Genomic DNA, 25,888 nt, shown 5'->3' with positions numbered 1-25,888 from the left:
CGGGGGTAGTGGGCGGGTAGGTCCACGCATCGCGCGGCCAACCCGCCCGCCACCTCAGCCCAGTGCCGAAACGACTGCGGCGTTGCTGATTTCGAGCAGGCGACGGCGCGCCTTCGGGTCGAAGGCCTGCACGTGCGGACGGGTCTGCCCGGTACCGTTGAAATACCGGCCTGTCGTCTGTGACAGGTCCGGATCGCAGATCAGCCGGAGGGTCGCGGCCGCGCCTTCGGCGACGGTGCTGACCGGCGTGATGCCGGATTCCAGCACCATGGTCGTCGCCATGAGGGTGGCCGGGTGCAGGGCGTTCACGGTGACACCGGTTCCGTCGAGTTCCTCGGCGTACTCGATGGTCGCCATGATCATCGCCAGTTTGGCGCGGCAGTAGGCGGTGTACACGTCGTAGTCGTGCTCGGGGGTCGGATCGTCGAGGTTGATCTCCTGCTGCCCGGCGGAGGCCACGTTCACCACCCGCGCCGGCGCCGAGGCCCGCAGCAGCGGAAGCAGGCGCCGCGTCAGCCGATACGGGGCCAGATGGTTGACCGCCCACAGTAATTCGTTGCCGTCGGCGCTGAGTTCGCGTTTCCCGCCGGGCCCGCCGCCGGTGCCCGCATTGTTCACCAGCACATCCAATCGTGAAGTGCGGGCGATGATCTCGTCGGCCAGCCGTTCCACCTCTGCAAGTCGTGACAGGTCGGCCAGGATGATCCGCGGAACATGTCCGCTCGTAGCCGTCACCTCGGCCGCAACCGCTGCGGCCCGATCGGGGTTGCGGCCGTGCAGAATCAGCCGGGCGCCCGCTGCGCCGAGACGCACCGCGAGTTCACGGCCGAGGCCGTCCGTCGCGCCCGTGATCAGCACAATGCGATCAGCCATGCGGTCGATGTTGTTGTCGCTCATAGCCTTTCCTTGCAGTCTCACTTCCTGGTCCGCATGCCGACCGATGTGGCGGTCAGGCAGCGGACGATGGCGTCGCCTCCGCCGTGGCGACGAGCGTCGCTCGGCCCAGAATGTGGCCGGCGATGGTGAATCCGAGCAGAGCCGGGGTGGAGTCGGCGGCGATGCCGATGTCGTCGACATCCAGAGCGTGCACGGTGACGAAATAGCGGTGCTCACCGTGCCCGGCCGGCGGCGCCGCACCGATGTATCGAGGCAGGCGCGCGTCGTTCGGCAATTGGAAGGAACCGGCCGGCAACCCGAGGCCCGCGTCGCCTCCGGCGCCCTCGGGAAGGCTCGTGGTCGTGGCCGGGATATTGGCGACAGCCCAGTGCCAGAAGCCGGAGCCGGTGGGGGCGTCGGGGTCGTACACGGTCACGGCGTAACTCTTGGTGCCCGCCGGGGCTCCACTCCAACTCAGTTGCGGGGAAACGTCTTTGCCGCCGGGGGCGCCGGAGGACCACTGTGCGGGTTGCCAGGCGGCGCCGTCGCTCACCGTGGTGCTGGTGACCGTGAACAGGGCCGCCTCGGGGAGCCGGGCGAAGGGATTGTTTGCGCTCATCGTGTCGTGCCTTTCGGGTCGTGCCGGACAAGCAAGATCGACGATATCAGAAATAATCGATTATTTTGAAGATCGTCTATCATCGGATCATGACTCGGGCAGCCCACACCCCGACCTCGCCGGAGAAGCAGATGCTGTCCGAGCAGGTCTACGCACACCTGCGGCACGCGATCATGCGCGGCGAGTACGCGCCCGGCGACGCGCTCAAACCGCAGGATCTGGCCAAGCAAAACGGCGTGAGCCTGGCTGTGGTGCGTGAGGCGCTGGTGCGGCTGGTCGGTGAGGGCCTGGCCGAACGGCTGACCAATCGCGGCTTCGCGGTCCCGGCCTTTTCCGATCACCGCTGGCAGCAGATCGGCGAGGCCCGCCGGGCCATCGAGCCGGTCCTGCTACGCATGTCGATCGAACGTGGTGACGTCGATTGGGAGGGCGATGTCCGAGCCGCCCACCACCGCTTGGCGCGCACACCGCCTTTCACCCCGGAGGACGGCGAGTACTACAGCGAGGCATGGGCCGAGGCCCATCGGGTGTTCCATCGCACCCTCTTGGAAGGATGCGGCAACCCGGTGTTGCTGGAGACCTTCGACCGGATGTGGGTCGCGAGCGAGCTGGCCCGCCGCTGGTCGACACACCGCAATCCCGACCGCGACGGCATCGACGAGCATCGCCGATTGGAGGAGGCGGCGCTGGCCCGTGACCCCGACACCGCCGCCGACCTACTGACCCGACACCTCACCCTGACGACGGCCGCACTGGCAGCACAGGAAAGCTGACACTGCGGCGAATGTTCCAGTCCCAGAACGCTGTCCCGAGTTCGCCCGACCGATATCCAGGCCGGACAAGCATCCGGCATTCGGCAGCGCACGGCGCACTGCGAACACGAGCATGCCGAGATTCGTTGTCGCAAAACGGATCCCGCAGGCCGATCACGTCGCGGCGCGCTCTGGGCGGACAGCCATCGAGCCCACGGTGGGCCGATGGGTGAACGCTTTCGCGGCCCAATCAGCGTTTGCCGTCGCCGATGGGCTCGATGGGCCCGGGCTGATCGCCGAGACGGGCGTGTAGCCGGTCTCGGATCTGGTCCGGGGTGTAGGCGCGGCGTTTGCGTTCGGACCGCACGATGACCACTCCGGTCGCCGCGACACCCGCGGCCCCTGCCAAGCCGAGCACCTTCCACCAACGCATGCGCCTAGGCTAGTCGCCGTGCCACCTGAAGCGCTCTCGAGTATCGGTTTGGATGACGCGGTCGAGCTCACGCGGACCGGCGATCTGTGGCTGTTCCGCGGTCATACCGGTGCCGACCGCGCGATCCGGGGGCTGACCAACAGCCCGGTCAACCATGTCGGCATGGCGGTGGTCATCGATGACCTCCCGGCCCTGATCTGGCATGCCGAGCTCGGCCGGGCACTGCCGGACGTCTGGTCGGGCAACCACCATCGCGGTGCACAGCTGCACGACCTGCGGGCCGCGATCATGCGCTGGGCCAACGATTACGGGCAGCAAGCGTGGATTCGCCAGCTGGATCGGCCGGTTACCCATGAGATGGAGGATGCCGCGCTGCGGACGGTCGCGCGGCTGGACGGCATGCCCTTTCCTTCCACCAGCGCGCTCGCGGGGCGGTGGTTACGGGGCCGGGTAGCGCTGCCGAAGCGATCGGGAACGCGTGAAGCCGACGCCGGTCTGGAGAACGCGTACTGTGCCGAGATCGTCGCCATGACTTATCAGGCCATGGGTCTGCTGCCGGAGAAGCGTCCGAACTGGTATGACCCGGGCAGGTTTTGGAGTGGCGACAATCTGCGTTTGGCCGACGGCTATCACCTCGGCGGGGAAATCACGGTGCACGTTCCCGTGCACTGACGCACCGGCATCGTCCCGTCGCATCCCCAGGCCGAAAATCGTTTTACCACTTCAGAACTCGGCTGCCACCGTCATTCCAACACCTCCCCCGACGATGCGCGCACAGTAAGACGTGCGAATCCACTGACGCAGAACCTGATTCGCGCTCAACCCCCGAACACCGAGGGCAGGTCCCCGATACCGTGGTGCCGATCCGCCGAGGGGGTGCGGCGACCGATATCGGGGACGCCTGACGCGCCGGCTGTCACTCCAGGACGGTCGCCTACGGGTTGTAGATTTCCACGTAGGCGTTGGTGGCGACGGCGAAGACGCCGGGTCCGGTCCCGGTGCAGGCCGCCGTAATACGGTCACCCGACGGGGTGAAGGGATAGCTGAGCACCTTGTAGGGACCGACGGCGTACAGCGGGAACGGCCCGCTGGCATAGAGGCCGACGCAGTCGAGGTGGAGTACATAGTTGGATCCGCCGTCGGGCCGGCAGACCGCCGACGCGTCGAACAGCCCCTTCGTCACGGTGCAGTCCTGCGGCGCGGCCTGCGCGGTACCCGATCCGACGACGACTGCGAAACCCAAACCCGAAATACCCGCGATCGCAACCCGTGCGGCGACACTCAACGACCTTTTCATGAAGACCCTTCCGATTGGCGTTGTGTTGTTCGTCGGAGCCGAGCCCGATTTTGTTTCCATTCTGAAGTTTTGGCCGTGCCTGGCCCGCATGGTTCCCGATGTCCGCGCACCGATGCGGTCGGTCGGCGAATCGGGTTCGGGCTGCGCCGAGGCGGTCGGCGACCGCCTCGACCGTGCCTTCACGGCGCTGGTTGTGCAGGGCGACCGATCGGGGGAGGTCGATCGGAGCGGCCGGAGGCGAATGCGGGAGCGGTGCAGCGGTGAAATACGGTCGGGGTTGTGACAGGTCATGGCGATTCGAGGGTCGGTGGAGTCGATCATGGGTAAGCCGAATCGGAAGCATCGAGCAGCCAAGCAGCGTGCGCGATACGGCGGAGCCGACTTTCCGGGCATACACGCCGAGGCCGAGGGGCGGCCGCCGACCGCTGAGGAGATCGGTAATGCGATCCTGGCGGCCGCCATGGAATCGGCCCAGCGTGGGGCTCGGGGTGGATCGGTACAGCGTGATCCGGTTGTCGTGTTCGCCGGCCGGCTCGCCGCTGACGACCCGGTCGTTCACGAGATGGAGCGGGGTGTGCACCTGTCGGGGCAGCACCTCATGACGCGGGTCTTCCGGAATGGCTGGTTGCCGGCGGACATTCATCAGGCGGCGCGCCGGCGGGTCGACGACTTCGCGGTCAGCTTTCTGATCGACACCATGGCGGACGCTGTGCGGCCATTCGCGCCCGCGACGGTCGACGAAACCTGGGTCGCTCAGCTCGGTGAGTTGGCGGCGGACGTCTGGTGGTCGGATTCGGCGCCGCATTTCGGCCAGTGGGCGGCGAAGCACATGCTGACCACCACCGAAGCGCTCACCACCGTGATCGAGTCCCTCGCACTGCTGATACTGCTGCCGAAACTGGAACTCATCAGACCCTTGCCCGGTACCGCACGTCCGACGGCCGCTGTCCCCCATCATGTCGACGAGAAGGTGCTCGGCCGCGTTCGCGGACTGCTCGCCAAGGCCGAGTCCACGTCCTTCCCCGAAGAGGCCGAGACCCTGTCTGCCAAGGCGCAGGAGCTGATGACCAAGTACGCGCTCGATCGGGTGCTCGTCGACGCCGACACCGCCGTCCCGGATCTGCCGGGGGCACGGCGAATGTGGCTCGATACCCCGTACACCGACGCGAAGGCCCTGCTGATCGACGTGGTCGCCAAGGCCAATCGATGCCGCGCCGTCTTTTCCGCGGCGTGGGATTTCATGACCATCGTCGGCGACGACGCGGATCTCGACGCGGTGGAGTTGTTGTCCACCTCGCTGCTCGTGCAGGCCACCAGGGCAATGATCGCGAACGGCGACAAAGCTTCCCGAAGCGACGAAGCGCGCAGCCGGACGTTCCGGAAGTCGTTCCTCGTCGCCTATGCCACCCGTATCGGGGAGCGCTTGGAGGCGGCCACCGCGGCCACCATCGCGGAATCGGCTGAGCCGGAACGGCTGCTGCCGGTCCTGGCTTCGCACCAGATCGCGGTCGACGCGGCATTCGACACCCTGTTTCCACAAGCCCGGAATCGTGGGATCACGATCCGCAGCGCCGCAGGCTGGGACGCCGGCCGAGTGGCCGCCGACCGCGCCCGGCTCGACCCGGGACGGTCATGACGACGACCACGCGGGCCGGTGGTCAGGGCCACACCATCCCGGTGGCCCGGGTGCGGGACATGCGCGAGGGCGAGCACCCTGCCCGGGCTCGCCGCAACGGCTGACGCCTCAGGCCTCGTCCGGATACCGCGTGAGCAGCCGCTCGGCGGCGTCGTACTCGTAGAGTTCGGCATAGCGTCCCCAGTCGATGGCGATCCGCAGTTGTCGCCGCGCGGCGTCCTCGGTGAAGCCCCGCCGCAGCAGGTCGAGGAAGAAGCCGTCGCGCAGCCGCTGGTTGCGCGCACTGGTCAGCGCGTGGTCGATCGCCGCGACCAGGGGCGCATTGGCTCGCGCCAGCCGCGCGAAAATGGCCTTGGCACTGTCGATATCGGCCTCGGCGAACAGGGTGCCGTCGAGGGTGAGCTCGATATCCCCGTCGGCGGTGGTGGCCAGCCCCAGCATGGTGGCGGCATCGACCAGCGGCATCAGATCGTCGACCTCGAAGCGCAACCCGCCCGCCAGATCCGGCAGGTCGGCCCGCCCGCCCTGGGCGGCCACAAAATCCAGCATGCCGCCGATTCCGTCCACCCCGGCATCGGGCAGCGGCCGGGTGGCGGGGGTGGGGGTGATGCTCGGCCAGCCGCCATCGAAGGTGGCGTCGGTGAGCATCCGATAGGCCTGGTCCACCAGCGCCTGGAACCCCGCGCCGCGCGGGTCGCGCGGCTGCGGGAGACGCACCTGGATCTCGCCCTTTATTCGCCCGGGATTGTTGTCCAGCACCAGGATTCGGTCGGCCAGCTGCACCGCCTCCTCGATGTTGTGGGTGACCATCAGCATGGTCTTGGTCGGGAAGGCGGCCTCCGCCCACAGTCGCATGAGCTCGCCGCGCAGGTTCTCGGCGGTCAAGACGTCCAGCGCCGAGAACGGCTCGTCCATGAGCAGCACCTCCGGCTGCACCACCAGGGCGCGGGCGAATCCCACGCGCTGGCGCATACCACCGGAAAGCTCCTTGGGATAGGCGTTCTCGAAGCCGTCCAGGCCGATCATGTCGATGGCGTCGGTTACCCGCTCGCCGCGCTCCCAGGCCGAAATCCCTTGGGCGCGAAGGCCGAGTTCGACGTTCTGGCGCACGGTCAGCCACGGCAGCAACGCGAAGGTCTGGAACACCATGGCGGTATCGGCATTCGGCTCGGTGATCTCGGTCTGCCGGATGCGCGCGGACCCCGCAGAGGGGGGCACCAGGCCCGCGATGATCCGCAGCAGCGTGGACTTGCCGGAGCCGGATTTGCCCAGCAGCGCAACGATTTCACCCTCCTGCAACTCGAGGCAGACATCCGAGAGAACCGGCAGCTGCTCGCCGGAGGGGTTGGTGAAGTTCTTGGTGACACGATCGACGGTGACGATGGGGGTCGACACGGTGTGTCCTCCTTTCGAAAAGTGTTTCAGCTCAGCGAGAATCGCCGTTCGGCGGTGCGCTGCAGGCGCCGCCACAGCAGGCGGTTGATGGTCACCGTGACCACGCTCATCACCACGGTGCCGAGCAGGACCTTGGCGAAGACGTCGTCGGTGGTGGCATTGGTGATGTACGCGCCCAGGCCGTAGGCCTCCATATGCGTGTTCCCGGCCTCCACGACCTCGCCGACCAGCGTGGCGTTCCACGCGCCGCCGAACGCGGTGATCGCGCCGACCACGTATCCGGGTGCGATCGCGGGCAGTATCAACGACTTCCAGCGCTGCCAACCGTGCACGCCGAGGTCGTCCATGGCCTCGCGCAGGTCCGTCGGGATCTGCCCGGCCGCCGCGATCACATTGAAGAGCACGTACCACTGCGCACCCAGCGCCATCAGCGCGATGCCGCCGATATTCAATGAGATGCCGGTGTAGGTGAGCGCCGCGATGACGAAGATGAACAAGAATTGGGCCGGGAAACTGGCCAGCACCTGCACCACCGGCTGAGCGAACCGGCAGATGCGCGGATTCATCCCGATCCACACGCCGACCGGCACCCACACGACGGTGGAGACCACCAGCAGCACTGTCACACGGCCGAGGCTGGCCAGCCCCATCAGCGAGGTCGGCCCGAATTCGGCCAGGCCCACGGTTCTTTCGAAGTAGGAGGCGAGTGCCCAGGTGCCCCAGGCGAGCACGGCGAAGAGCAGTCCGTAGAAGAGCACATCGCCGAGGCGGCTGCCCGCGCGCTCGTCGTAGGCGGAGCGGGTGCTGCGCCCGAAGACCCGCATGAGGCGATCGACTCGCTCACCGACCGGCCGTAGCACCCGAGCCAGCCGGCCCGGCACCGTGCTGTGCCGTAGCAGGTCGAGCACCAGACTCCGTGGCGCCTGCGCACTTTCGGTGTGCTCCACCCGGAATCGCTCCGACCACGCCGTGAGTGGGCGCCAGAACACCACGTTCACCAAGACGATGGTGAGCACCATGACCAGCGCACCCACTATGAGGTTGCCGACCTGGGCCTCGGAGGTGGCCGCCGCGATGAAGCTACCCATGCCGGGCAGCGCCTCGTCCCGGCCGGACACCGTGATCACCTCCGAGGCCGCGAGCATGAACCACGCGCCTCCGAAGCTCATCATGCCGTTCCAGATCATCGGCACCATGGCCGTCGGCACCTCCAGCTGCCACAACCGCTGCCAGCGGGTGAGCCGCATCATGCGGGCCGCATCATCCAGCTCCCGGGGCATATTGCGCAATGCCTGGTAATAGGCGAAGGTCATGTTCCAGGCCTGCGCGGTGAAGATGGCGAAGATGCACGCCGCCTCCGCGCCCAGATACGAGCCGTGGAACAGGCCCACGAACGCGGTGACCGTGATCGAGACCAGGGCCAGCACCGGCACCGACTGCAGCACGTCGAGCGCGGGGATGAGCACCTTCTCGGCCCGCCGCGAGCGCGCCGCCCACTGGCCGACGATCAGTGTGAAGAGGATGGATGCCGCCAGGCCGATGAACATGCGCAGCGTGGTGCGTGCCGCGTAATACGGCAGGTTCGCGGGATCCGTTGATGCGGTCTCGGTTCCGGTATCCGGTGTCCAGGGCACCGACATGTCCCGAAACAGCTGCAGCACCAGCAGGATCAGCAGCACGCCCGCGCCGATGATCAGGTAGTCCACCGCTCGGAGCCGGCCGCGTACCCGCGGCACCTCGGGAGTCGTCTTGGGGCGGCCCGGAATTGCCAATTCGAGAGTCATTGCTGTTCACCTCGCGCCGGGTGGCGTCGTCGCAACTCAGTTGGTCGATTCGGCGGCGACCGCGGGCGGTGCGGTCATGACGTTGTAGGCGTGCACGGCCGAGGCCAGCACCGCCGGTGCGCCGATGAGCAGGTTGAAAACCACGACGCCTATCCCGGCCCCGGCCACCGCGCCCTCCAGACAGCCGGTGACGGCGCCGGGAATCGCCAACGTGCCCAACGTCAATGCGCCGACCGCGAGACCCTGGCCCGCGCCCAGCAGGACGCAGCCCAGCGGCGCACCGATGACGGCACCCAGCAGCGTGCCCACCGCCAGGGCCACGGTGAGCTCGTTGTTGACATTCTGGAAGACGATATTCATCCGATCCTCGAAGCTGTCGGGATCGGCAATCTGCTGTGCCGCAGGACCTTCGGCCTGCGCCTCCGCGGCGGCGTGCAACTCCGCGGCGATGCGTCGTTCCTCGGTGCTGACCGGTCGGGCCCGATCCGGGCGCGGGGTGAGGGTGGCGCTGTCGCCGTCGATGCGGGCGTCGATCGGGTACGTCGTGTCCTGCTTCGTGATGGTCAGCGGGATCGCCCCCACCACCACGCCCTGCGCGTCGAGGATCTGCAGCTGGTCGGTGGTGGTCCGGAACGTGCCGAGGTCGGTGCGCAGCACCACCGATCGGTCCACGATCCGGGCGTCGCCGGACACGGCCCGAACCGCGGTCAGAGCGTCGGCGGGCCGGATATCCGGTCCGGGTGCCGCGGCCGAAACGGCGGCAGGGGCGACCAGTCCGGCGGTGGTCAGCGCCGCGGTGGCGAATGCGAGCAAGCGAATTCTCATCGGGATGTTTCCCCTCGGGATACCGCTGCCCGCATCGGTTTACGGGCAGCATCGAATACCGCCGGGCACGGTGGTGCCGACGGGTCGGATATATGCGAATCTCCGAATTCATTCGTGAAATGTGCATGCGAATAATCCGGTGCCGCGCGGGCGGCATCGGGGTATCGGAGAATTACGCGCGTCGAGATATCGACGCGGTGTTGGTGTGCTGGCTAGCGGCCCGGACCGAGGCGGAGGGGCCGGCCCGGAGATCCCGGGTCATCATCGGGTGCCATCTTGCTACCCGACCTCCTCACTGGTAGAACGCGATTCGTCAACGCACGGGGGAGGTCGCCCGGAACTCTCGGGGCGGGCGCACACCCCTCTCGTCAGAGTTTTGGCACTGCACGACGTGTTCCGAATCGGAAAGCCACTTTGGATTACCCCTTGATCCGGAGAAATCTGTCCTAACCTTGGGCGTCTCTCGACGTCGTCAGATCAGTGGCCTGTGTTCGTACAGGAGCCTCGCCTATCGAGGTGCAACAGGGAACCTAGTCAAAGACTCGTTCAAAGTCAAAACCGCTATTCGCATACCGGCGAGCGCTATGTCACAGCGGCGCGCCGGGGCCGCCGATCGCACATTTCAGATGTGCCGCCGACGCTGGTCGGCGTGGTGAGACCTGGCCGCGCCGTGCCGACTGCCGCCCGCCGAGTACGACCGCGACGACAGCGGTCACGCCGAGCGGCGCCCCCGTGACGAGGACGCCGGTCACCGATATGACGCTGTGGCGCTTCAGCTCTCGCCGTCAGTACTACACCTGCCCGGTCGTTGGCTGGGAGCGCGACTTCCAGACCAGCAGTGCGGCTTGGGCAATGAAGAAGATGCCGCCGCCGGTGGCGTAGACGGACAGGACATCCAGGGATGGGGAGGGGCCGGTGGCCTGGGCGACGTAGACGGCGCCGACCAGGAAGGACAGGCCGCCGGAGATGAGAGTGGGCCATTGTTTGCCCAGGGTGGGGCCGCGGCGGTAGAGGCCGACTGCGAGTTGGGCCGCGCCGGATATCGTTGCCCAGATGCCGAATACGGCCAGGACGGCGGCCACGCCGCCGGCGGCTCCAGCAATGCCCAGGGCGATGGCGGCCAGAGTGCTCAGGGCGCCGTTGAGGGCGGTCACGCGGCGCTCGGAGCCCTCCGGTACCGCGAGCCAGTCGATGGCGGAGGACACCGCGTCGATGAGGGGGTAGGCGATCAGCAGGGTGAGCGCGACGGCGTTCAGGGGGTCGTGGGCAGCGGCGAAGGCGAGGGCCCACGCGATGGCCAGGAGGCCGCGGACCAGGGACAGGCGGATCAGCGACGAGCGCCCGGATATCGAAACAGGCTGTACCGCAGTGGTGTTCATGGAGACTCTTTCATTCGATCGGTGGACCAAGACAGACAGCGGGTTCGCTAGCCGATGAGATCCCGTACGGTGGGTCCCCGCCCGTGCAGTACCGCGAGCTCGGCCCAGCTCCAGAGCATCGCCGGACCAGCGAAAACCCTTGCCGCACTGACCTGCTCGCCCCAGCGGAACGCACGAAACGGGGACATATCGATCACTCCTTGGGTAAGAGGGCGCCCCATCGCGGTTCGTCGCCCCAGTAGTCGGCGAAACAGGACGGCAGGATGCCGCGCGCGACCGCGAGGGTCTGTTCATCATTCGAAATCGCCTGCATCGCTTCGAAGGCCTCAGCACCTCGTGCAGTTCGGACCGGTGCAGCGCAAGGCCGTACCGCTCGCGAGTGCGGCGCGGACATCACACCGCCCGCAGCGGGCCGGCGAACGACTTGCGCAGCGAGGACGGGCCGACCAGCGGCAGCAGCGCCGCCAGCAGCTTGCCCTTGAAAGCCTGCGGAGTCCGGGTCAGTTCGACATCGATCCGGGTGCCGCCCGATTCCGGCGTGGCCCGGAAGACCCAGCCGCCGCCCGCGCCGAAGAGCTTGGAATCCAGCGTGGTGACGGTGACGGTGTCGCCATCCGGATCCCACTGGTAGCGGGCGCGTTCCCAGGCGGCGGCCGTGCCCTCGGTGACCTCGGCCCAGGTCTCGCCGCGGTCGTGGACGACGAAATGCTCGGCGTCGATGCTCGGCCACGCCTCGGTGCGGGTGGGTCCGAAGTCGGTGAGCACCCGCACGACCTCGGCGGGAGTCAGTGTGGACAGGAGATGAAAACGTACCGTAGCCATGGAAATACCTTCGCCGCCGCGGGCAGTCGGCCGAATCTGTCAGTTGACGTTGAGGTGACGTAATCCTGTTTCGGTAAGGTCGCGGCCGGTCCCGTACGTCGTCACGGGTCCAGGAGGAGAGCGCCACCCATGCCGATGGTCGGACGAGACACCGAGCTGAAAGTCCTGGCCGCACTCGTGGACGGTCCCGGCGACCGGAGCGGCATCCTGATCGAGGGGGAACCCGGAATCGGCAAGTCGTCGCTCGTCGAGGAGACGGTCGCCCTCGCGGCCGCCGCGGGACTGCGGGTGCTGCGGACCGCGGGTGCGGAAGCCGAACACGGCCTCGACTACGCCGGGCTGCAGCGGCTGCTGTACCCGCTGCGCCGCGCGTTCGATGCCCTGCCGGCGCGCCAGTTCGAGTCGCTGACAACCGCCTTGGGCATGTCGGATGCCGTCGGCGAGCCGAGCCCGCACCTGGTGGGGCTCGCCGCCCTGACGCTGCTGGCCGATCTGGCGGCCGAACGGCCGCTGCTGGTCGTCGCCGAGGACGTGCACTGGCTCGATCCCGCCAGCGCCGAGGTCCTCGCCTTCGTCGCGCGCCGCATCGACTCCGAACCCGTCGCCATGGTCGCTACCGTGCGCGACGGCACGAACTCACCGCTGCGCGAGGCCGAGCTGACCGCCATGCGGCTCGGCCCACTGTCCGAGGAGGACGCGAACGCCGTCCTCGACAGCACCGCACCGGAGCTTTCCGCCCAGGTCCGCCGCCGGGTGCTCGCCGAGGCGCACGGCAACCCGCTGGCCCTGACCGAACTGCCCACGGCCGTCGGGGATCTCGCCGAACCGGCGCCGACCCTCCCGTTGACCGAACGCCTCGAACGAGCGTTCTCGGCGCGCAGTGCGGCACTGCCCGAGCGCACCCGGTCGGCATTGCTGGTCGCGGCGCTCGACGACGGCGATTCGGTCACCGAAACACTCGCCGCCGCAGGGATTCTCCTGCAGTCCGAGGTGGGGACCGACATTCTCGTCCCCGCGATGGCGGCCCGGTTGATCGACATCGGTTCCGGCACAGTGACTTTCCGCCATCCGCTGGTCCGCTCGGCCATCGTGGCGGCGGCGACGGCCGAGGAGCGCCGCCGCGCGCACCTGGCGCTCGCCGACCTGCTGACCGGGTCTCCGGATCGCCAGGTGTGGCATCGGGCGGCGGGCACGGCCGGAGCCGATGAGGAGGTGGCCGCGGCGCTCGAGGACGCCGCCGAACGGTCCCGGCACCGCGGCGGTGCGGTCGTGGCGCTGGAGCGGGCCGCCGCGCTCAGCGCCACCCCCGGCCGGCGCGCGGATCGCCTGCTGCGCGCGGCCGAACTGGCCGTCGACTCCGGTCACCGCGACACGGCCGACCGACTGGTCGACACCGCGCGCACCCTCCCCCTCACCCCCGCGCAGGAGGCCACCGCGAAATGGCTGCTCAGCGGATTCGAGGACGGCATGCGCGAAAGTCCCTCGCGCATCGGCGAACTGGCCGCGCTCGCGGCCTCCGTCGCCGCCGACGGGTATCCGGATCCCGCGCTGCGGATCCTGTGGGGTGCGGCCATGCGATGCTTCTGGTCCGAACCCGGGCCCGAGACCCGGCGCGCGGTCGTCGCGGTCGCCGACACCTTCGGCATTCCCGACGGTGACCCGCGCAAGCTGGCGATCGACTCGATCGTGGCCCCGTTCGAACGCGGCGAGCAGGTGCTGCACCACCTGCGGGCGCTGGCCGCGGCCACGGGCCGTGATCCGGAGGTCGATCACTTTCTCAGCAGCGCGGCATACCAGGTCGGGGCCTTCGACCTCGCGGCGCAGTTCGCCGGCGCCGCCGCGCCCGGATTCCGTTCCGCCGGACGGCTGGGGCTGCTGACCCGGGCCCTCGCGATTGAGGCCTGGAGCCTGGCCCGGCTCGGTGATCTCGCCGCCGCCGCGCCCATCGCGGCCGAGGCCGCGGCCTTCGCCCGGGAGACCGGCGCGCCCTTCATGCATGCGGTGGTCATTGCGGTACAGGCCGAAATCGCCGCTCTGCGTGGGGACTATCCGCAGGCCGCCGAGCTCACGGCCGATGCCGAACGGACCGGACTGGCCGCCGGTGCGCGGCCCGTGCTGGCCACCGTGCAGCTCACCCGGGGGCTGATCGCGCTCGGTGAGGGCCGATTCGACGACGCCTTCACCGATCTGGCCCGCATCCACGATCCGCGCGATCCGTCGTATTCGCCGGCGCTGCGCGCGTGTTTCCTCACCGAACTCGCCGAGGCCGCGGTCCGGGCCGGGCAGACCGACGCCGCGGCGGAACTGTTGCGCGAATTGGAACCGGTGGCGGAGTCCACGTCGTCGCCCGCCCTGCACATCGGAATGCGGTATGCCCGAGCGGTGCTCGCCGGTGACTCGGCCGGCAAGCTGTTCACCGCCGCGCTGGAGGCGGATCTCACCGGGTGGCCCGCCGAGCGCGGCCGCCTGCATCTCGCCTACGGGGAGTGGCTGCGGCGGCAGCGCCGGGTCGTCGAATCCCGCACCCATTTGCGCACGGCCCGAGAGACTTTCGATGCTCTCGGCTTCACGGCATGGAGCGAGCGGGCCCGCCTGGAACTGCGCAGTGCGGGCGAATCGAGCCCGAACCGCGACCCGGATGCCCGCGAGCGGCTCACCCCGCACGAGCTGAGCATCGCACAGCTGGCGGCGCAGGGGCTGACCAATCGGGAGATCGGGCAGCGGCTGTACCTGTCGCACCGGACCGTCAGCACCCACCTGCATCGCATCTTCCCGAAGCTCGGGATCAGTTCGCGCGGTGACCTCGCGGCGCTGCTGCCGACCGCGGACGAGCCGGCATAGCACGCGCGGTCGTCTCCGCGGGGGCGTCAGACGGTGATCGTCTGATACTCGGTGTACTGGCCGAGACCCACGGCGCCGTATTCGCGGCCGATCCCGCTGGTCTTGAATCCGCCGAAGGGGCCGTCGAATCCGATCGGCGCACCGTTGATGGTGACCGTGCCGGTCCGGATGCGGCGGGCGACGGCCAGCGCCGCGGCCTCGTCCGCCGACCAGACGCCACCGGAGAGTCCGTAGTCGGAGTCGTTGGCGATGCGCACCGCGTCGTTTATGTCGTCGTAGGCGAGCACGACCAGGACCGGGCCGAAGATCTCCTCACGGGCGATGCGCATGGCCGGTGTGACGTCGGCGAAAACAGTTGGGGTGACATAGAAGCCGTCCCGCAGACCGGGTGGGACCTGCGGACCGCCGCATACCAGGCGCGCGCCTTCGGCAATACCGAGCTCGATGTAGTCGCGGACCCGCTGCTGCTGATCGCCGCGCACCATGGGCCCGATGAAGGTTTCCGGGTCGCGCGGATCGCCGACCGGCAAGGACTCGACCAGCGCGGTCAGCGCTGCTACCACCTCCTCGTAGCGGGAGCGCGGGGCGAGGATCCGCGTCTGGGCGACGCAGGACTCTCCATTGTTCAGCAGCGAACCGAATTTCAGGCCGTTCATCACCGCCGTCAGATCCGCATCGGGCAGGATCACCGCCGGCGATTTGCCGCCCAGTTCGAGACTCACCCGTTTGAGCTGGGTGCCGGCGATGGACGCGATCCGGCGACCGGCCCCGGTCGAGCCGGTGAACGCGATCTTGTCCACGCGCGGATGGGAGATCAGGTACTCGCTCGTTTCCCGATCCGCGGGCAGCACGCTGATCACGCCTTCCGGCAGGCCGATTCGATCCACCAGCTCGGCCAGCAGACCCATGCTCAGTGAGTTCTCCGGAGACACCTTCAGCACCACCGAGTTTCCGGCGAGCAGGGCGGGCAGGATCTTCGACGTCGCCGAGGAGAAGGGCGAATTCCACGGGATCACCGCGGCCACCACGCCGACCGGTTCGCGCCGGACCACGCTGCGCACACCGGCATCCGGGCCCGACGGGGTGAGCATGTGCTCCCAGTCGAGATTCTCGGCGGCCGCGAGGTAGGCATTCGACTGCCGGGTCAGACCGGCCTGGCCGGCCTTGGTGAACCATGCGGCGGAACCGTTTTCGTCGGTGATGAGTTCGGCGATCCGGTCGGCCTGCTCCTCGCGCAGCTTGTCGAACAGTCGCAGCGCCGCGATTCGCTCGGCAGGCGGGGTATCGCGCCAGACGCGGCCCTCGAAGGCCGCGTCCGCCGCCGCCACCGCACGGTCCACATCGGCGGGTTGCGCCTGCGCCGCCCGGCCGATGACCGATCGATCGTGCGGCGAGAGGATCTCCAGCAGTGCCGGTTCGCTGGGTTCGATCCAGGAACCGCCGATGTAGAGGCGGTCATAGGTGATCATCTGGATTCTCCTGAAATCAGCGAATTCTGTTGGTCGCGATAGGTTTCCAGCAGTCGGAGCCAGACTTCGCTGATGGTGGGGAACGACGGCACCGCATGCCAGAGGCGGTCGAGAGGGACCTCGCCGGCGATGGCGATGGTGGCCGAGTGCAGCAGTTCGGCGACGCCCGGGCCGGCGAAGGTCGCGCCGACGATGACCCGGCGATCCGGGTCGATCAGGACGCGGGCACGTCCCCGATAGCCGGGATCGTGTTGGATCGCACCGGCGACCCGGCCGATGTCGTAGTCGACGACGTCCACGTCGCGCCCGGCGTGCGCGGCGTCCTCGGTGGTGAGACCCACCGCCGCGATCTCCGGGTCGGTGAACACCACCTGCGGCACCGCTTCGAGGTCGGCGGTCCCCGCGTGGCGGCCCCAGCGTCCGGTGTCCAGTGCCAGCCCGCGTGCGCGGGCGGCGATGACCGTACCGGCGATCCGGGCCTGGTACTTGCCCTGATGGGTCAGCAGCGCACGATGATTCACGTCACCGACCGCGTACAACCACTCCCCGTCGACCGCGGTCACGGTGAAGGTGTCGTCGGTGGTGAGCCACTGGCCGGGTGTCAGGCCGATCGTGTCGAGGCCGAGGTCACGGGTGCGAGGTGCGCGTCCGGTCGCGAGCAGGAGTTCGTCGGCGACCAGCCGGGCGCCGTCGGCGAGGGTGAGGTGGATGCTGTCGTCGGGTCCGCCCGCGCGCTCGGCGGCGGTGATGGTGGTACCGAACCGCAGGTCCACTCCGGCTTCCCGGAGCCGCTCGGCGACCAGGTCAGCGGCGAAGGCTTCGACGCGGCCCAGCAGCCGGGATTCGCGGGCGACGAGGGTGACCCGCGCGCCCAATGCCTGCCAGGCGGCGGCCATTTCGGTGGCGACGACTCCGGCTCCGAGAATGGCGAGCCGGTCCGGTACCTCCCGGGCGCTGGTGGCTTCGCGACTCGTCCACGGCCGCACGGCATCCAGGCCCGGCAGTGGCGGCAGGGCGGCCGACGTGCCGGTGCACACGGCCACCGCGTACCGGGCCGCGAGCCGCACGGTCTCGCCCTCGGGCGTCTCGACCGTCACCCGCCGGGATCCCTCGAGCCGGCCGTGGCCGCGGACGAGTTCGACATCGACCGAGGCGAGCCAGTCGAGCTGGTCCCGGTCGTCCCAGTCGGCCACCATCCGGTCTCGATGCTTCAGCACCGCGGCCGCGTCGAGGGGTCCGGTGACCGCTTCCCCGACACCGGGGAAGCGAGCGGCCTCGCGGTACAGCAGCGCAGGGCGCAGCAACGCCTTGCTGGGTTCGCATGCCCAGTACGAGCACTCGCCGCCCACCAGTTCGGATTCGACGATCACGGTGCTCAACCCGGCGGCGCGGGTGCGGTCGGCGACATTCTCGCCGACCGGCCCGGCCCCGACAACCACGACGTCGAAGGTACGAACTTCCTTGTCGGACATGATGTTCCCTTCGATGGCCGAGTCAGCGGCCGGGTGCGCGCTGCGTGATTTCCTGCAGGAACCAGTCGTTGCCGTCCGGATCGGTGAACGCGGCGAACGATCCGTAGCTGCGGCGCTGCGGATCCGCTCCGGGGACCCGGCTTTCGGTTCCGGCGTGGTGGAATACGCCGGTGGCATCGCGGAACGGTCCGTCCACGGCGATCCCGCGTACGGTCAACTCCGCGACGGCCTTCTCGATATCGGTGACGATCAGATGCAGACCCCGCAGGGATCCGGGCTCGGCCGCGGTGACACCGGTGCCGAAGATGATCGAGCACTCCGAGCCGGGCGGGGTGACCTGCACGACGCGATAACCGTCGTCCACGGGAAAATCAGCGTCGAGACGGAAGCCGAGGCGCTCGGCGTAGAAGGCCTTGGCGCGGTCGACGTCGGCGACGGGCAGGACGACGACTTCCAGTTTCATGTCCATGATTCGTGTTCTCCTCGAAAGTCTTTCGCGATTGTCAGTGGGCGGAATTCTTGGCGGCCTGCTCGATCACCTCGGCCACCCGATCGGGGTGCGAGACGGCCACCGAGTGCGAGGCCGCGATCTCGGTGACCTGCGCGCGCGCCCGCTCGGCCATGAACCGTTGTGCCGCAACGGGGATGTTGAGGTCCTGGGTGGTGATCACGTCCCAGCTGGGCTTGTCGGTCCAGGCGGCGACGGTGGCCTTCTCCTCGAGCGCGGCCTGCAGGATCGGACGCTGGGCAGCGGCGGCCAGGGCGGCGCGCTCGGCGGGGACGTCGGCGGCGAACTGGTCGTGGAACTTGGCCTGCTGGATGTACAGGTCGGTGCCGGTGCTGCCATCGGGATTGGTGAACGGGACCGGGTCGAGCGTGCCCGGCAGGGTGGACCCGGGGAACTTGTTGGTCAGCTCGAGCGCGGTCTCGCCGGGTGCGGGCAGGAACGCCGCCACGTAGACCAGGGCCTTGACCTGATCGCTGCCGGCCGCGGCTGCGCTGATGACCGATCCGCCGTAGGAGTGCCCGACCAGCACGACGGGTCCGTTGATGTGGCTGATCAACCCCCGCAGGGTGATGGCGTCGGCGGCGGGCCCGCGCAGCGGATCGGCTGCCGCGACAACCGGATAGTGGTCCTTGCGGAGTTTGTCGATGACGTCGTTCCAGCTCGATCCGTCCGCGAACGCGCCGTGCACCAGCACGATGGTCGGCTTCGGCGCGTCCTCGGTCGGTCCGGCATGAGTGGTGGTGCCGGCGGTGCACGCGACGGCGAGGCTACCGGCCGCCACCGCCGCCGTGACCGCCGCGATCGCCCGGCCCGCGCGCCGCATCCGGGGGTGTCGAATGTCGACCATGTCATTGTCCTTTCGAGGTGAAGCACGTTGTGCGGCTTCCACTCTGGTTTCCGCTGCCCCACCGCCACATCTGTCGACTGACGCCGACCATGACGTAGGCGTCATCCGGCGGTGGAGAGGTGGGACGGCGCGAGCGTCCGCGTCGAGGACGATAGGTTTCGCGGGAATGCCGCGGCGAGCGTCGGATGACGTAATCACTGTCGGTCAGGACGAGTTCGGGTGACGTAGGCCGACCCGTCGGACCCGGATGATCAGCCGATGGCGGTTCGGGTTCCGAGGGCGGTGAGCAGGGAAAGGCGTTCGGCGTCTGCGCTGCCGGGCTCGGCAGTGTCGATCATGATTCGCAGGTCGCAGCCCGCCACCGTGAGGACGGCGCAGTCCAGGGTCAGGGCGCCTGCTGTCGGGTGGTCGATGGTCTTGACCGTGATGTCGTAGCCGGCGACGGCGCCGGACTCCCAGAGTGAGGCGAAGCGGGGGCTGTAGGTACGCAGATCGGCGATGAGGTGGCGTAGGCGCTGGTCGGCGGGGTAGCGGGCCTCGGCGGCGCGCAGGTCGGATACCAGTGCGGTTTCTAGGGATTCGAGGGTGTCCGGTGCGTAGCGGCCGACGGAGCCGGGGCCGATGAAGTGCCGCCACACCCGATTGCGTTCGTTGCCCTGCCAGGTCGCGGAATCGCCCAGCAGTGCCGCGCATGCCGGATTCGCTTGCAACAGTGTCCAGGACGCGTCGAAGACGGCGACCGGGATGCCGACCAGCCGATCCAGCATGCGCTGGACGGCCGGCGGGATGGCGGTCGGGACGGTTCCGGGCTCGGGCAGTACCAGTCCGGCCAGCCGGTACAGGTGCGCACGCTCGTCGGCCGACAAGCGCAAGGCCCGCGCCAGCGCCTCGACCACCTGGGGCGAGGGGTTGGATGCCCGGCCCTGTTCGAGCCGGGTGACGTAGTCGGCGGAAATACCGGCCAGCAGCGCCAGTTCCTCACGGCGCAGGCCGGGCGCTCGGCGCGCGCCATTCGTCGACAGCCCCACGGCATCGGGCGATACCTGATCACGCCAGCGCCGTACCGCTACTCCGAATTCCGCTGTGGCCATGGGATTCATTCTGCCCGTTCTGCCGATCCGCTCACCGTCGGCGTATTGCCCGGTATCGACCGTCCCCGCCTGGTATCGACAGTCCCAGGAAGATCAGGCGACTGGCTGATGCCGGCGGGCGGCGCGAATCTGAGGACATGACAACAACGCTCATTACCGGCGCCAACAAGGGGCTGGGTTTCGAGACCGCCCGTCAGCTCGTCGCGGCGGGGCACACGGTGTATGTCGGCAGCCGCGACGGCGAACGTGGGCGGCTCGCCGCGGCGGAAATCGGGGCACGCTCCGTCCAGCTGGATGTCACCGACGACGCCTCGGTCACCGCGGCGGCGAAGATCATCGAGGCGGACGGCGGACTCGACGTCCTGGTCAACAACGCTGGCATCGATATCGAGGGCAATGGCACCGTCGACCTCGCGGATGTCACCGCCGACATGATGCGGACGGTGTTCGACACCAATGTTTTCGGCGTCGTGCGCGTCGTGCACGCGTTCCTGCCGCTGCTACGGCAATCCACCGCACCGGTCATCGTCAATGTCAGCAGCTCGCTGGCCTCGATGGCACGCGGCACCACCCCGGGCACCCATACCTACGCCTATCCCGGATTGTCCTATCCCGCATCGAAAACCGCGCTGAACAGAATCACCGTGCAATACGCGAAAGCGTTCCCGGATATTCGGATCAACGCGGTGGAGCCCGGATACACCGCGACCGACCTCAACGGCCACGCGGGCAGGCAGACCGTCGAGGAGGGCGCCGAGATCATCGTACGGATGGCCCGGGTGCCCCGAAACGGGCCAACCGGAGGCTATTTCGACGCCTCCGGAACGCTGCCCTGGTAGAGACCGAGGATCAGCCATCACCAGCAGTAGGGGAACGTGCACGTGGTCGGATCATTGGGTCCGAAGATGACCGCGAAACGAATTCCTCGACGGCCGGTGGCAGGTGGTCTGGTCCCAAGCCACGCAGATCCGCTGAATTCCGCACGGGCTCAGGCCAGGATGATCGAGGCGGCGTGTTCGCCGATCATCATGGTGGCCGCGTTGGTGTTGCCGCCGACGATGCTCGGCATGATCGAGGCGTCGGCGACGCGCAGTCCGTCCACTCCGCGCACCCGAAGTGTCGGGTCCACGACCGCGCGCTCGTCCACACCCATGCGGCAGGTGCCGACGGGGTGATAGACGGTGGTTGCGCGGTTGGGGACTTCGGCGGCCAGCTCCGTGCGGCCGGGGTACTGCGGACCCGGAGAGATCTCGGTGTCCACCGCGCTATTGATCGACTTCGCGGCCATGACCTCTCGGGTCAGCTCCATGCCGTGTACCAGTGTGTCCACGTCGCGCTGCTCGGCGAGATAGTTGGGGTCGATGGCGGGCGCCGCGGTGGGGTCGGCCGACGTCAGTCGCAGCGTGCCCCGGCTCTGCGGGTAGATCATCGTCACCAGGACGGTCAGCGACCGGCGCGGATCGGGGGTGTGGCGGATCGGGGCATCCTGATTGGGGCCGGGATAGCTCCACGGCAGCACGTGCAGTTGCAGATCGGGCGCCCCGGCCGCATGCGGGGTACGCAGGAACGCGACGACTTCGAACACGCTGCGCGCCAGCCAGGTGCTGTTGTTGCGCAACGACTCCCGTAGAAACGCACGGGCGAAATAGCCCGCCGACGAACGGCGCACGGCGGTCGGCATGGCGAAGGTCATCGGCACGAACAGGTGGTCGTGCAGGTTGTCGCCCACCGGGAGGTCGGCGACGACGTCGATGCCGAGGGCGCGGAGATGGTCGGCCGGTCCGATGCCCGAGAGCATGAGCAGCTGTGGGGATCCGAATGTGCCCGCGCTGACGATGATCTCGCGCTCGGCCCGCAGCACTTCGATGCCCCGCGCGGTCCGGTATTCCACACCGGTGGCCCGGCCACTCTCGATCACGATGCGCGTCACGTGCGTATTCAGTAGCACCGTAAGGTTTTTCGGGCGATCGTCGAGGTACCCGACCGAGGTGCTGTAGCGCAACCCGCTGCTGTTGCTCTGTTGGAAGATCGAGACGCCTTCCTGCTCGGCGCCGTTGTAGTCGGGGTTGCGCGGCAGGTCGGTGGTTTCGGCCAGCGCCTCCATGAACGACTCGGACGCGGGCGTCAGATCGCGCGCCCGGATCACCTTGATCGGACCTGCGCCACCGCGGAACTCGCTCGCGCCGTCCTCGAACGACTCGAATTTCTTGAAGCTCGGCAGCACGTCCTCATACGACCAGCCGTTGTTGCCCTCGCCGGCCCAGTCGTCGAAGTTCCGCCGGTTGCCGCGCACGAACACCATGCCGTTGACCGAGCTCGAACCCCCGACCACCTTGCCGTGCGTCTGCGGGATGGTACGGCCCAGGGCATGCTTCTGCTCGACGGTGTAGTGGCCCCAGTCGATCCGCTTCTTCAGCTGCGGCACGCTGTGCATCGGGCCGATCATGCCGGGCTTGCGCACCAGCCGGCTGTTGTCACGGCGGCCGGCCTCGATCAGCGTGACGGCGGCGCCGGTATCGGCCAGCCTGCGAGCAATAATGGCCCCGGCGCTCCCGGAACCGATGATGATGTAGTCCGTCGCCGCCATGACCAGCCCTTCTGTCCGCACAGGTCTCGCCGCGAGTCACCGACGAAACTGGAACATGTTGCGAAAGTACTCGAAAGCGGCCGCCCAGGAACCCGTTTCAGAGCACAGTGAGGCGGAGTTGGCCGGTTGGTGTCCGCGCAGCACCGCGAGGGACCCGAGTCGAGCAGGTGGCCCGGTTCGCGCGAACGAATTCGTGCGCCTCGAACGCGACATGCCTCGTCACACCTGGCGAATCCCCGGTCGGTTTCGTGGCGCAGGCCCAGCAGGGCCCCACCACCTCGAGCTTGCTGCTCGACGATTCCGACGACTTCGACGACGTGCCATCGCTACCCCCGCCAGCGCCACCACGCACGCGGCCGCCACCATCGCACGTTTGCTGAAAACCAGACCGGCAATCTTGCAACCTGCACGAGATCTCGAGATCCAAAATCGTCACCAGCAACGTGACAGCCATTCCACCCCATTTCCAAGCCGAATCCGAACCGGTCATCCATGCGATCAGTAAGCTGCCGAGCACATCAGGCCACTTGAGAAATAGCTATCTATCAGCGCATACCCAAAAGGATGCGCACATTATGATGTGAAATGACAGCCGAGGTGAAGCGGACAGAGAGAGGCACGAGAAAGGAACGAGGATCATGACCACACCCGAGCATGCGGCACACACCGAGCACGACCACCATCACGGCGAAGGTTGCGGACATGTAGCTGTTCCACACAACGGCCACACCGACTACGTGCACGACGGTCACCTGCACCGCGCACACGGCGATCACTACGACGAGTGCGAACCGGCCGCGCACACCGCGCACGAAAGCCACGATCATGTCCACGGCGAGGGCTGCGGCCACACCGCGGTGCCCCACGGCGACCACGTCGACTACATCCACGATGGGCACCGGCACGCACCTCACAACGGGCACTACGACGAACACTGATGATCATGCTCCCGCGCGGAGCGGCGGAATCGATTACACGCGATAGCGACTGAGTTCGCGAACGCCAGTCCTGCGGGTAAAGCAGTGGCAACCACGGCGGGCACCGCCATACTCTGCGTTCGTTATGAATCAGTACGAGATCCGCGCAGACTTCGACCGCGACACGATCGTCGTCTACCAGGCCTTCAACGACGCCATCGCCTCCGCCGCTGTCGCAGCGCAGCGCTTGGTCGAGCCCTTCTCACTCAACCGCATGACGTGGATCAAGCCGTCTTTCCGATGGCTCATGCAACGCAGCAACTGGGCCCGGAAGCCCGGTCAGGAACGCATTCTCGCCGTCCGGATCACCCGGACGGGATGGGAAGAGGCCCTCACTCACGCAGTCCTCACCAGTCCCGAGCGGCGCGTCTACGCTGATGCCGCACAGTGGCGGGCGATGTTCGAACACGCGCTCGTCCATGTCCAATGGGATCCGGAGTACTCGATCCACGGGGCGAAGCTCGACCACCGCAGCATTCAGGTCGGCTTGTCACGGAACATCGTCGAACGCTACGTCAGCGACTGGACCGTAGAGATACGCGATTGCACTCCCCTGGTGCACCGGATCTCCGCATATATGCGCGAGGGGCGGGCCGACCGCGCCAAGCGCCTCATGCCCCCGGAGCAGCACTATCCACTCGGCGAAGAACTAGCCAGAAGCCTTGGGGCCCTCGAGCGCAGGTAGGCGAACATGGCGACCCCACCGCATCCCGTAGCGGTCTGGCCTGCTCCAGTCGATGACGAGTCACGGTTCATGGCGCTGGTAGATCTGCCGGCGGCGGTGAACGCCACTCCGCAGCACCTGCTGTCGTGGCTGCTGTGGGGATGCGAGATCGTTCTGCTGAGCACGTCGATTCACCCCGGGGCCTTGCTGTGGATCGAGTGTAGGCGGCCGGAAATCCATCAGCGATGAGCTCAGCAAGAGCCGAACCGTCTCAACGGCAACGCATTCGGAGGGACGGCGGGGGACGGTCGCGCAATCGTCATGCAGTTGTGTTGCCGCTTCGCATGTATGTTCACCTGATGGTGGCCGCGGCGCGACACGCTGAAGGCGGGTGACACCACGACAGCAGGATGTGCAGAACCTTTGGTTATCGAGACGGTACGACCCCGGTCGGCGGTGCAGGAGATCCCGCCACCGGTTGTGGCCGAATCCGCGCCGATGCGCGGTAGCGAGTACGCGGCCCTGTTGCGGCGCGTCCGGCAGGCTGGTCTGCTCCAACGGCGGACGCGCTACTACGGGTGGAAAACCGGTTTCACCGCAATGGCTTTCGCGGCGGGGTGGGCGGCGTTATGGGTATTCGGCGACTCGTGGTGGCAGCTGGGGACCGCGGTCTTCCTGGCCGCGGTCTTCGCGCAGCTCGCGTTCCTCGGACATGATGCCGGGCACAAGCAGATCTTCCGGACAGGGCGGGCCAATCACTGGTATGGGCTCATCGTCGGCAATCTCGCCACCGGGGTGAGCATCGGCTGGTGGACCAGCAATCACAACCGTCATCACGCGCACCCCAATACCGAGGACGACGACCCCGACGTCGCGGGAATCCTGGCGCACTCCGGCGAACGGGCGGCCCGCGGAAAAGGCTGGCGGCGCTTCGTCTTCCGCTACCAGGCCTGGCTCTTCTTCCCGATGCTGCTCCTCGAGGCGGGCAGTCTGCACTACTCGAGCGTGCGCGCCGTGGTGAATTGGCCCATTCCACACCGTGTCCGGGAGGGCGCGTTCCTCGCCGCGCACGCGATCGCCTACTCGGCCGCGGTCTTCCTGGCGCTGTCCCCGGGTAGGGCGCTGATCTTCATCGCGGTGCAGCAGGGCCTGTTCGGCTTCTACATGGGCTGCACCTTCGCGCCCAATCACAAAGGCATGACGGTTCTTCCCGCGGGCGACAACACCGACTTCCTCCGCCGTCAGGTCCTGACCGCCCGCAACGTTCGCGGCGGACCGCTGACCGACCTCGCGCTGGGCGGACTCAACTACCAGATCGAGCACCACCTGTTCCCCTCCATGCCCCGCCCGGCCCTCCGCACCGCCCAACCCCTGGTCCGAGCGTTCTGCGCCGAACGCGCCATCCCCTACGCCGAGACCTCCCTGCTGACCTCCTACAGCCAGGCCCTCCAGCACCTGGACGCCGTCGCCCGGCACACGCGCTCCGACAGCCCGGACCGGCCTCCCGCCGGCCGCCGCGATGCGGCGCGTGCCTCTGCCCACTGACGGCGATGTCGGTCCGTACCGGTGGGACCGTAGAGATACGCGATTGCACTCCCCTCGTACACCGGATCT

Annotated in this window: 27 protein-coding genes and 1 riboswitch; of the genes, 10 read left to right on the top strand and 17 right to left on the bottom strand. The window is 68.0% G+C overall.

Annotated features, from left to right (window positions below; genetic code table 11):
- Nucleotides 1-54: 54 nt before the first annotated feature.
- The gene (locus ACQP1O_RS11600; protein ID WP_433565816.1) at nt 55-897 is read right to left on the bottom strand and encodes an SDR family NAD(P)-dependent oxidoreductase; all 843 of its coding nucleotides are present in this window, start codon (nt 895-897) and stop codon (nt 55-57) included.
- 52 nt (nt 898-949) lie between these two features.
- A complete protein-coding gene (locus tag ACQP1O_RS11595) occupies nt 950-1,495 on the bottom strand; it encodes a YbhB/YbcL family Raf kinase inhibitor-like protein (protein ID WP_433565815.1) in 546 nt (181 codons plus the stop codon).
- An 89-nt stretch (nt 1,496-1,584) separates the two neighbouring features.
- Between ACQP1O_RS11595 and ACQP1O_RS11590 the strand changes: the two genes are divergently transcribed.
- Entirely contained in the window at nt 1,585-2,268 is a 684-nt protein-coding gene (locus tag ACQP1O_RS11590) for a GntR family transcriptional regulator (RefSeq protein ID WP_433565814.1), read from the top strand.
- A 229-nt stretch (nt 2,269-2,497) separates the two neighbouring features.
- Here the strand turns inward: ACQP1O_RS11590 and ACQP1O_RS11585 are convergent, their stop codons facing one another.
- A complete protein-coding gene (locus tag ACQP1O_RS11585) occupies nt 2,498-2,680 on the bottom strand; it encodes a hypothetical protein (protein ID WP_433565813.1) in 183 nt (60 codons plus the stop codon).
- 42 nt (nt 2,681-2,722) lie between these two features.
- On the opposite strand from ACQP1O_RS11585, the gene ACQP1O_RS11580 reads away from it, so the two are divergent.
- Nucleotides 2,723-3,352 carry a hypothetical protein gene (locus tag ACQP1O_RS11580; protein ID WP_433567653.1) on the top strand — a complete coding sequence of 210 codons (630 nt, stop codon included), beginning with the start codon at nt 2,723-2,725 and terminating at the stop codon, nt 3,350-3,352.
- Nucleotides 3,353-3,614: 262 nt separating this feature from the next.
- Here the strand turns inward: ACQP1O_RS11580 and ACQP1O_RS11575 are convergent, their stop codons facing one another.
- On the bottom strand, nt 3,615-3,977 hold the full coding sequence (locus ACQP1O_RS11575; protein ID WP_433565812.1) for a hypothetical protein: 363 nt from the start codon (nt 3,975-3,977) through the stop codon (nt 3,615-3,617).
- On the opposite strand from ACQP1O_RS11575, the gene ACQP1O_RS11570 reads away from it, so the two are divergent.
- A complete protein-coding gene (locus ACQP1O_RS11570) occupies nt 3,976-4,260 on the top strand; it encodes a hypothetical protein (RefSeq protein WP_433565811.1) in 285 nt (94 codons plus the stop codon). The two genes, ACQP1O_RS11575 and ACQP1O_RS11570, sit on opposite strands and share 2 nt — an antisense overlap.
- Nucleotides 4,261-4,296: 36 nt before the next feature.
- Entirely contained in the window at nt 4,297-5,613 is a 1,317-nt protein-coding gene (locus ACQP1O_RS11565; RefSeq protein WP_433565810.1) for a DUF2786 domain-containing protein, read from the top strand.
- Between the two features lie 108 nt (nt 5,614-5,721).
- Here ACQP1O_RS11565 and ACQP1O_RS11560 read toward each other — a convergent pair whose 3' ends face one another.
- From ACQP1O_RS11560 to ACQP1O_RS11530, 7 genes are all read right to left on the bottom strand, one after another.
- Nucleotides 5,722-7,008 carry an ABC transporter ATP-binding protein gene (locus ACQP1O_RS11560; RefSeq protein WP_433565809.1) on the bottom strand — a complete coding sequence of 429 codons (1,287 nt, stop codon included), beginning with the start codon at nt 7,006-7,008 and terminating at the stop codon, nt 5,722-5,724.
- Between the two features lie 26 nt (nt 7,009-7,034).
- Nucleotides 7,035-8,792 carry an ABC transporter permease gene (locus ACQP1O_RS11555; RefSeq protein ID WP_433565808.1) on the bottom strand — a complete coding sequence of 586 codons (1,758 nt, stop codon included), beginning with the start codon at nt 8,790-8,792 and terminating at the stop codon, nt 7,035-7,037.
- A gap of 36 nt (nt 8,793-8,828) precedes the next feature.
- Nucleotides 8,829-9,617 carry a hypothetical protein gene (locus tag ACQP1O_RS11550; protein ID WP_433565807.1) on the bottom strand — a complete coding sequence of 263 codons (789 nt, stop codon included), beginning with the start codon at nt 9,615-9,617 and terminating at the stop codon, nt 8,829-8,831.
- A 353-nt stretch (nt 9,618-9,970) separates the two neighbouring features.
- Nucleotides 9,971-10,140, bottom strand: a riboswitch (M-box (ykoK) riboswitch).
- A gap of 64 nt (nt 10,141-10,204) precedes the next feature.
- Nucleotides 10,205-10,369 carry a hypothetical protein gene (locus ACQP1O_RS11545; protein WP_433565806.1) on the bottom strand — a complete coding sequence of 55 codons (165 nt, stop codon included), beginning with the start codon at nt 10,367-10,369 and terminating at the stop codon, nt 10,205-10,207.
- A gap of 39 nt (nt 10,370-10,408) precedes the next feature.
- Nucleotides 10,409-10,996, bottom strand: a complete 588-nt coding sequence (locus tag ACQP1O_RS11540) for a DUF308 domain-containing protein (protein WP_433565805.1) — start codon at nt 10,994-10,996, stop codon at nt 10,409-10,411.
- A 47-nt stretch (nt 10,997-11,043) separates the two neighbouring features.
- Nucleotides 11,044-11,184, bottom strand: a complete 141-nt coding sequence (locus ACQP1O_RS11535) for a hypothetical protein (protein ID WP_433565804.1) — start codon at nt 11,182-11,184, stop codon at nt 11,044-11,046.
- Nucleotides 11,185-11,389: 205 nt separating this feature from the next.
- Entirely contained in the window at nt 11,390-11,818 is a 429-nt protein-coding gene (locus tag ACQP1O_RS11530; RefSeq protein ID WP_433565803.1) for a hypothetical protein, read from the bottom strand.
- A gap of 129 nt (nt 11,819-11,947) precedes the next feature.
- Between ACQP1O_RS11530 and ACQP1O_RS11525 the strand changes: the two genes are divergently transcribed.
- Complete coding sequence (locus tag ACQP1O_RS11525; protein ID WP_433565802.1) at nt 11,948-14,659, top strand: ATP-binding protein; 2,712 nt, start codon at nt 11,948-11,950, stop codon at nt 14,657-14,659.
- 26 nt (nt 14,660-14,685) lie between these two features.
- Here the strand turns inward: ACQP1O_RS11525 and ACQP1O_RS11520 are convergent, their stop codons facing one another.
- From ACQP1O_RS11520 to ACQP1O_RS11500, 5 genes are all read right to left on the bottom strand, one after another.
- Nucleotides 14,686-16,128, bottom strand: a complete 1,443-nt coding sequence (locus tag ACQP1O_RS11520; protein ID WP_433565801.1) for an aldehyde dehydrogenase — start codon at nt 16,126-16,128, stop codon at nt 14,686-14,688.
- Entirely contained in the window at nt 16,125-17,600 is a 1,476-nt protein-coding gene (locus tag ACQP1O_RS11515; RefSeq protein WP_433565800.1) for a dihydrolipoyl dehydrogenase family protein, read from the bottom strand. Before ACQP1O_RS11515 ends, ACQP1O_RS11520 begins: the two co-directional genes overlap by 4 nt.
- 22 nt (nt 17,601-17,622) lie before the next feature.
- Nucleotides 17,623-18,069 (bottom strand): VOC family protein, encoded by a 447-nt coding sequence (locus tag ACQP1O_RS11510; RefSeq protein ID WP_433565799.1) that lies wholly within the window; start codon nt 18,067-18,069, stop codon nt 17,623-17,625.
- Nucleotides 18,070-18,103: 34 nt separating this feature from the next.
- Nucleotides 18,104-18,955 carry an alpha/beta fold hydrolase gene (locus ACQP1O_RS11505; protein ID WP_433565798.1) on the bottom strand — a complete coding sequence of 284 codons (852 nt, stop codon included), beginning with the start codon at nt 18,953-18,955 and terminating at the stop codon, nt 18,104-18,106.
- A gap of 251 nt (nt 18,956-19,206) precedes the next feature.
- On the bottom strand, nt 19,207-20,046 hold the full coding sequence (locus tag ACQP1O_RS11500) for a helix-turn-helix transcriptional regulator (protein ID WP_433565797.1): 840 nt from the start codon (nt 20,044-20,046) through the stop codon (nt 19,207-19,209).
- 137 nt (nt 20,047-20,183) lie between these two features.
- Here ACQP1O_RS11500 and ACQP1O_RS11495 point away from each other — a divergent pair, with 137 nt between their 5' ends.
- On the top strand, nt 20,184-20,885 hold the full coding sequence (locus ACQP1O_RS11495) for an SDR family NAD(P)-dependent oxidoreductase (RefSeq protein ID WP_433565796.1): 702 nt from the start codon (nt 20,184-20,186) through the stop codon (nt 20,883-20,885).
- A 149-nt stretch (nt 20,886-21,034) separates the two neighbouring features.
- Here ACQP1O_RS11495 and ACQP1O_RS11490 read toward each other — a convergent pair whose 3' ends face one another.
- Nucleotides 21,035-22,633: a GMC family oxidoreductase gene (locus ACQP1O_RS11490; protein WP_433565795.1), complete on the bottom strand. Its 1,599-nt coding sequence runs from the start codon at nt 22,631-22,633 to the stop codon at nt 21,035-21,037.
- Nucleotides 22,634-23,271: 638 nt separating this feature from the next.
- Here ACQP1O_RS11490 and ACQP1O_RS11485 point away from each other — a divergent pair.
- From ACQP1O_RS11485 to ACQP1O_RS11470, 4 genes are all read left to right on the top strand, one after another.
- Nucleotides 23,272-23,571 carry a hypothetical protein gene (locus ACQP1O_RS11485; protein WP_379438453.1) on the top strand — a complete coding sequence of 100 codons (300 nt, stop codon included), beginning with the start codon at nt 23,272-23,274 and terminating at the stop codon, nt 23,569-23,571.
- A gap of 124 nt (nt 23,572-23,695) precedes the next feature.
- Nucleotides 23,696-24,295, top strand: coding sequence for a DUF4291 domain-containing protein (locus ACQP1O_RS11480; RefSeq protein WP_433565794.1), 600 nt, complete (start codon nt 23,696-23,698; stop codon nt 24,293-24,295).
- Nucleotides 24,296-24,364: 69 nt separating this feature from the next.
- Complete coding sequence (locus ACQP1O_RS11475) at nt 24,365-24,523, top strand: hypothetical protein (protein ID WP_433565793.1); 159 nt, start codon at nt 24,365-24,367, stop codon at nt 24,521-24,523.
- Between the two features lie 174 nt (nt 24,524-24,697).
- Nucleotides 24,698-25,819, top strand: a complete 1,122-nt coding sequence (locus ACQP1O_RS11470) for a fatty acid desaturase family protein (RefSeq protein WP_433565792.1) — start codon at nt 24,698-24,700, stop codon at nt 25,817-25,819.
- The last annotated feature ends 69 nt before the right edge of the window (nt 25,820-25,888 follow it).

Source organism: Nocardia sp. CA-151230 (assembly GCF_050942175.1).
Lineage (GTDB): Bacteria > Actinomycetota > Actinomycetes > Mycobacteriales > Mycobacteriaceae > Nocardia.
Note: the sequence above shows the minus strand (reverse complement) of the source record. Positions and strands in the feature narration are given on the sequence as shown.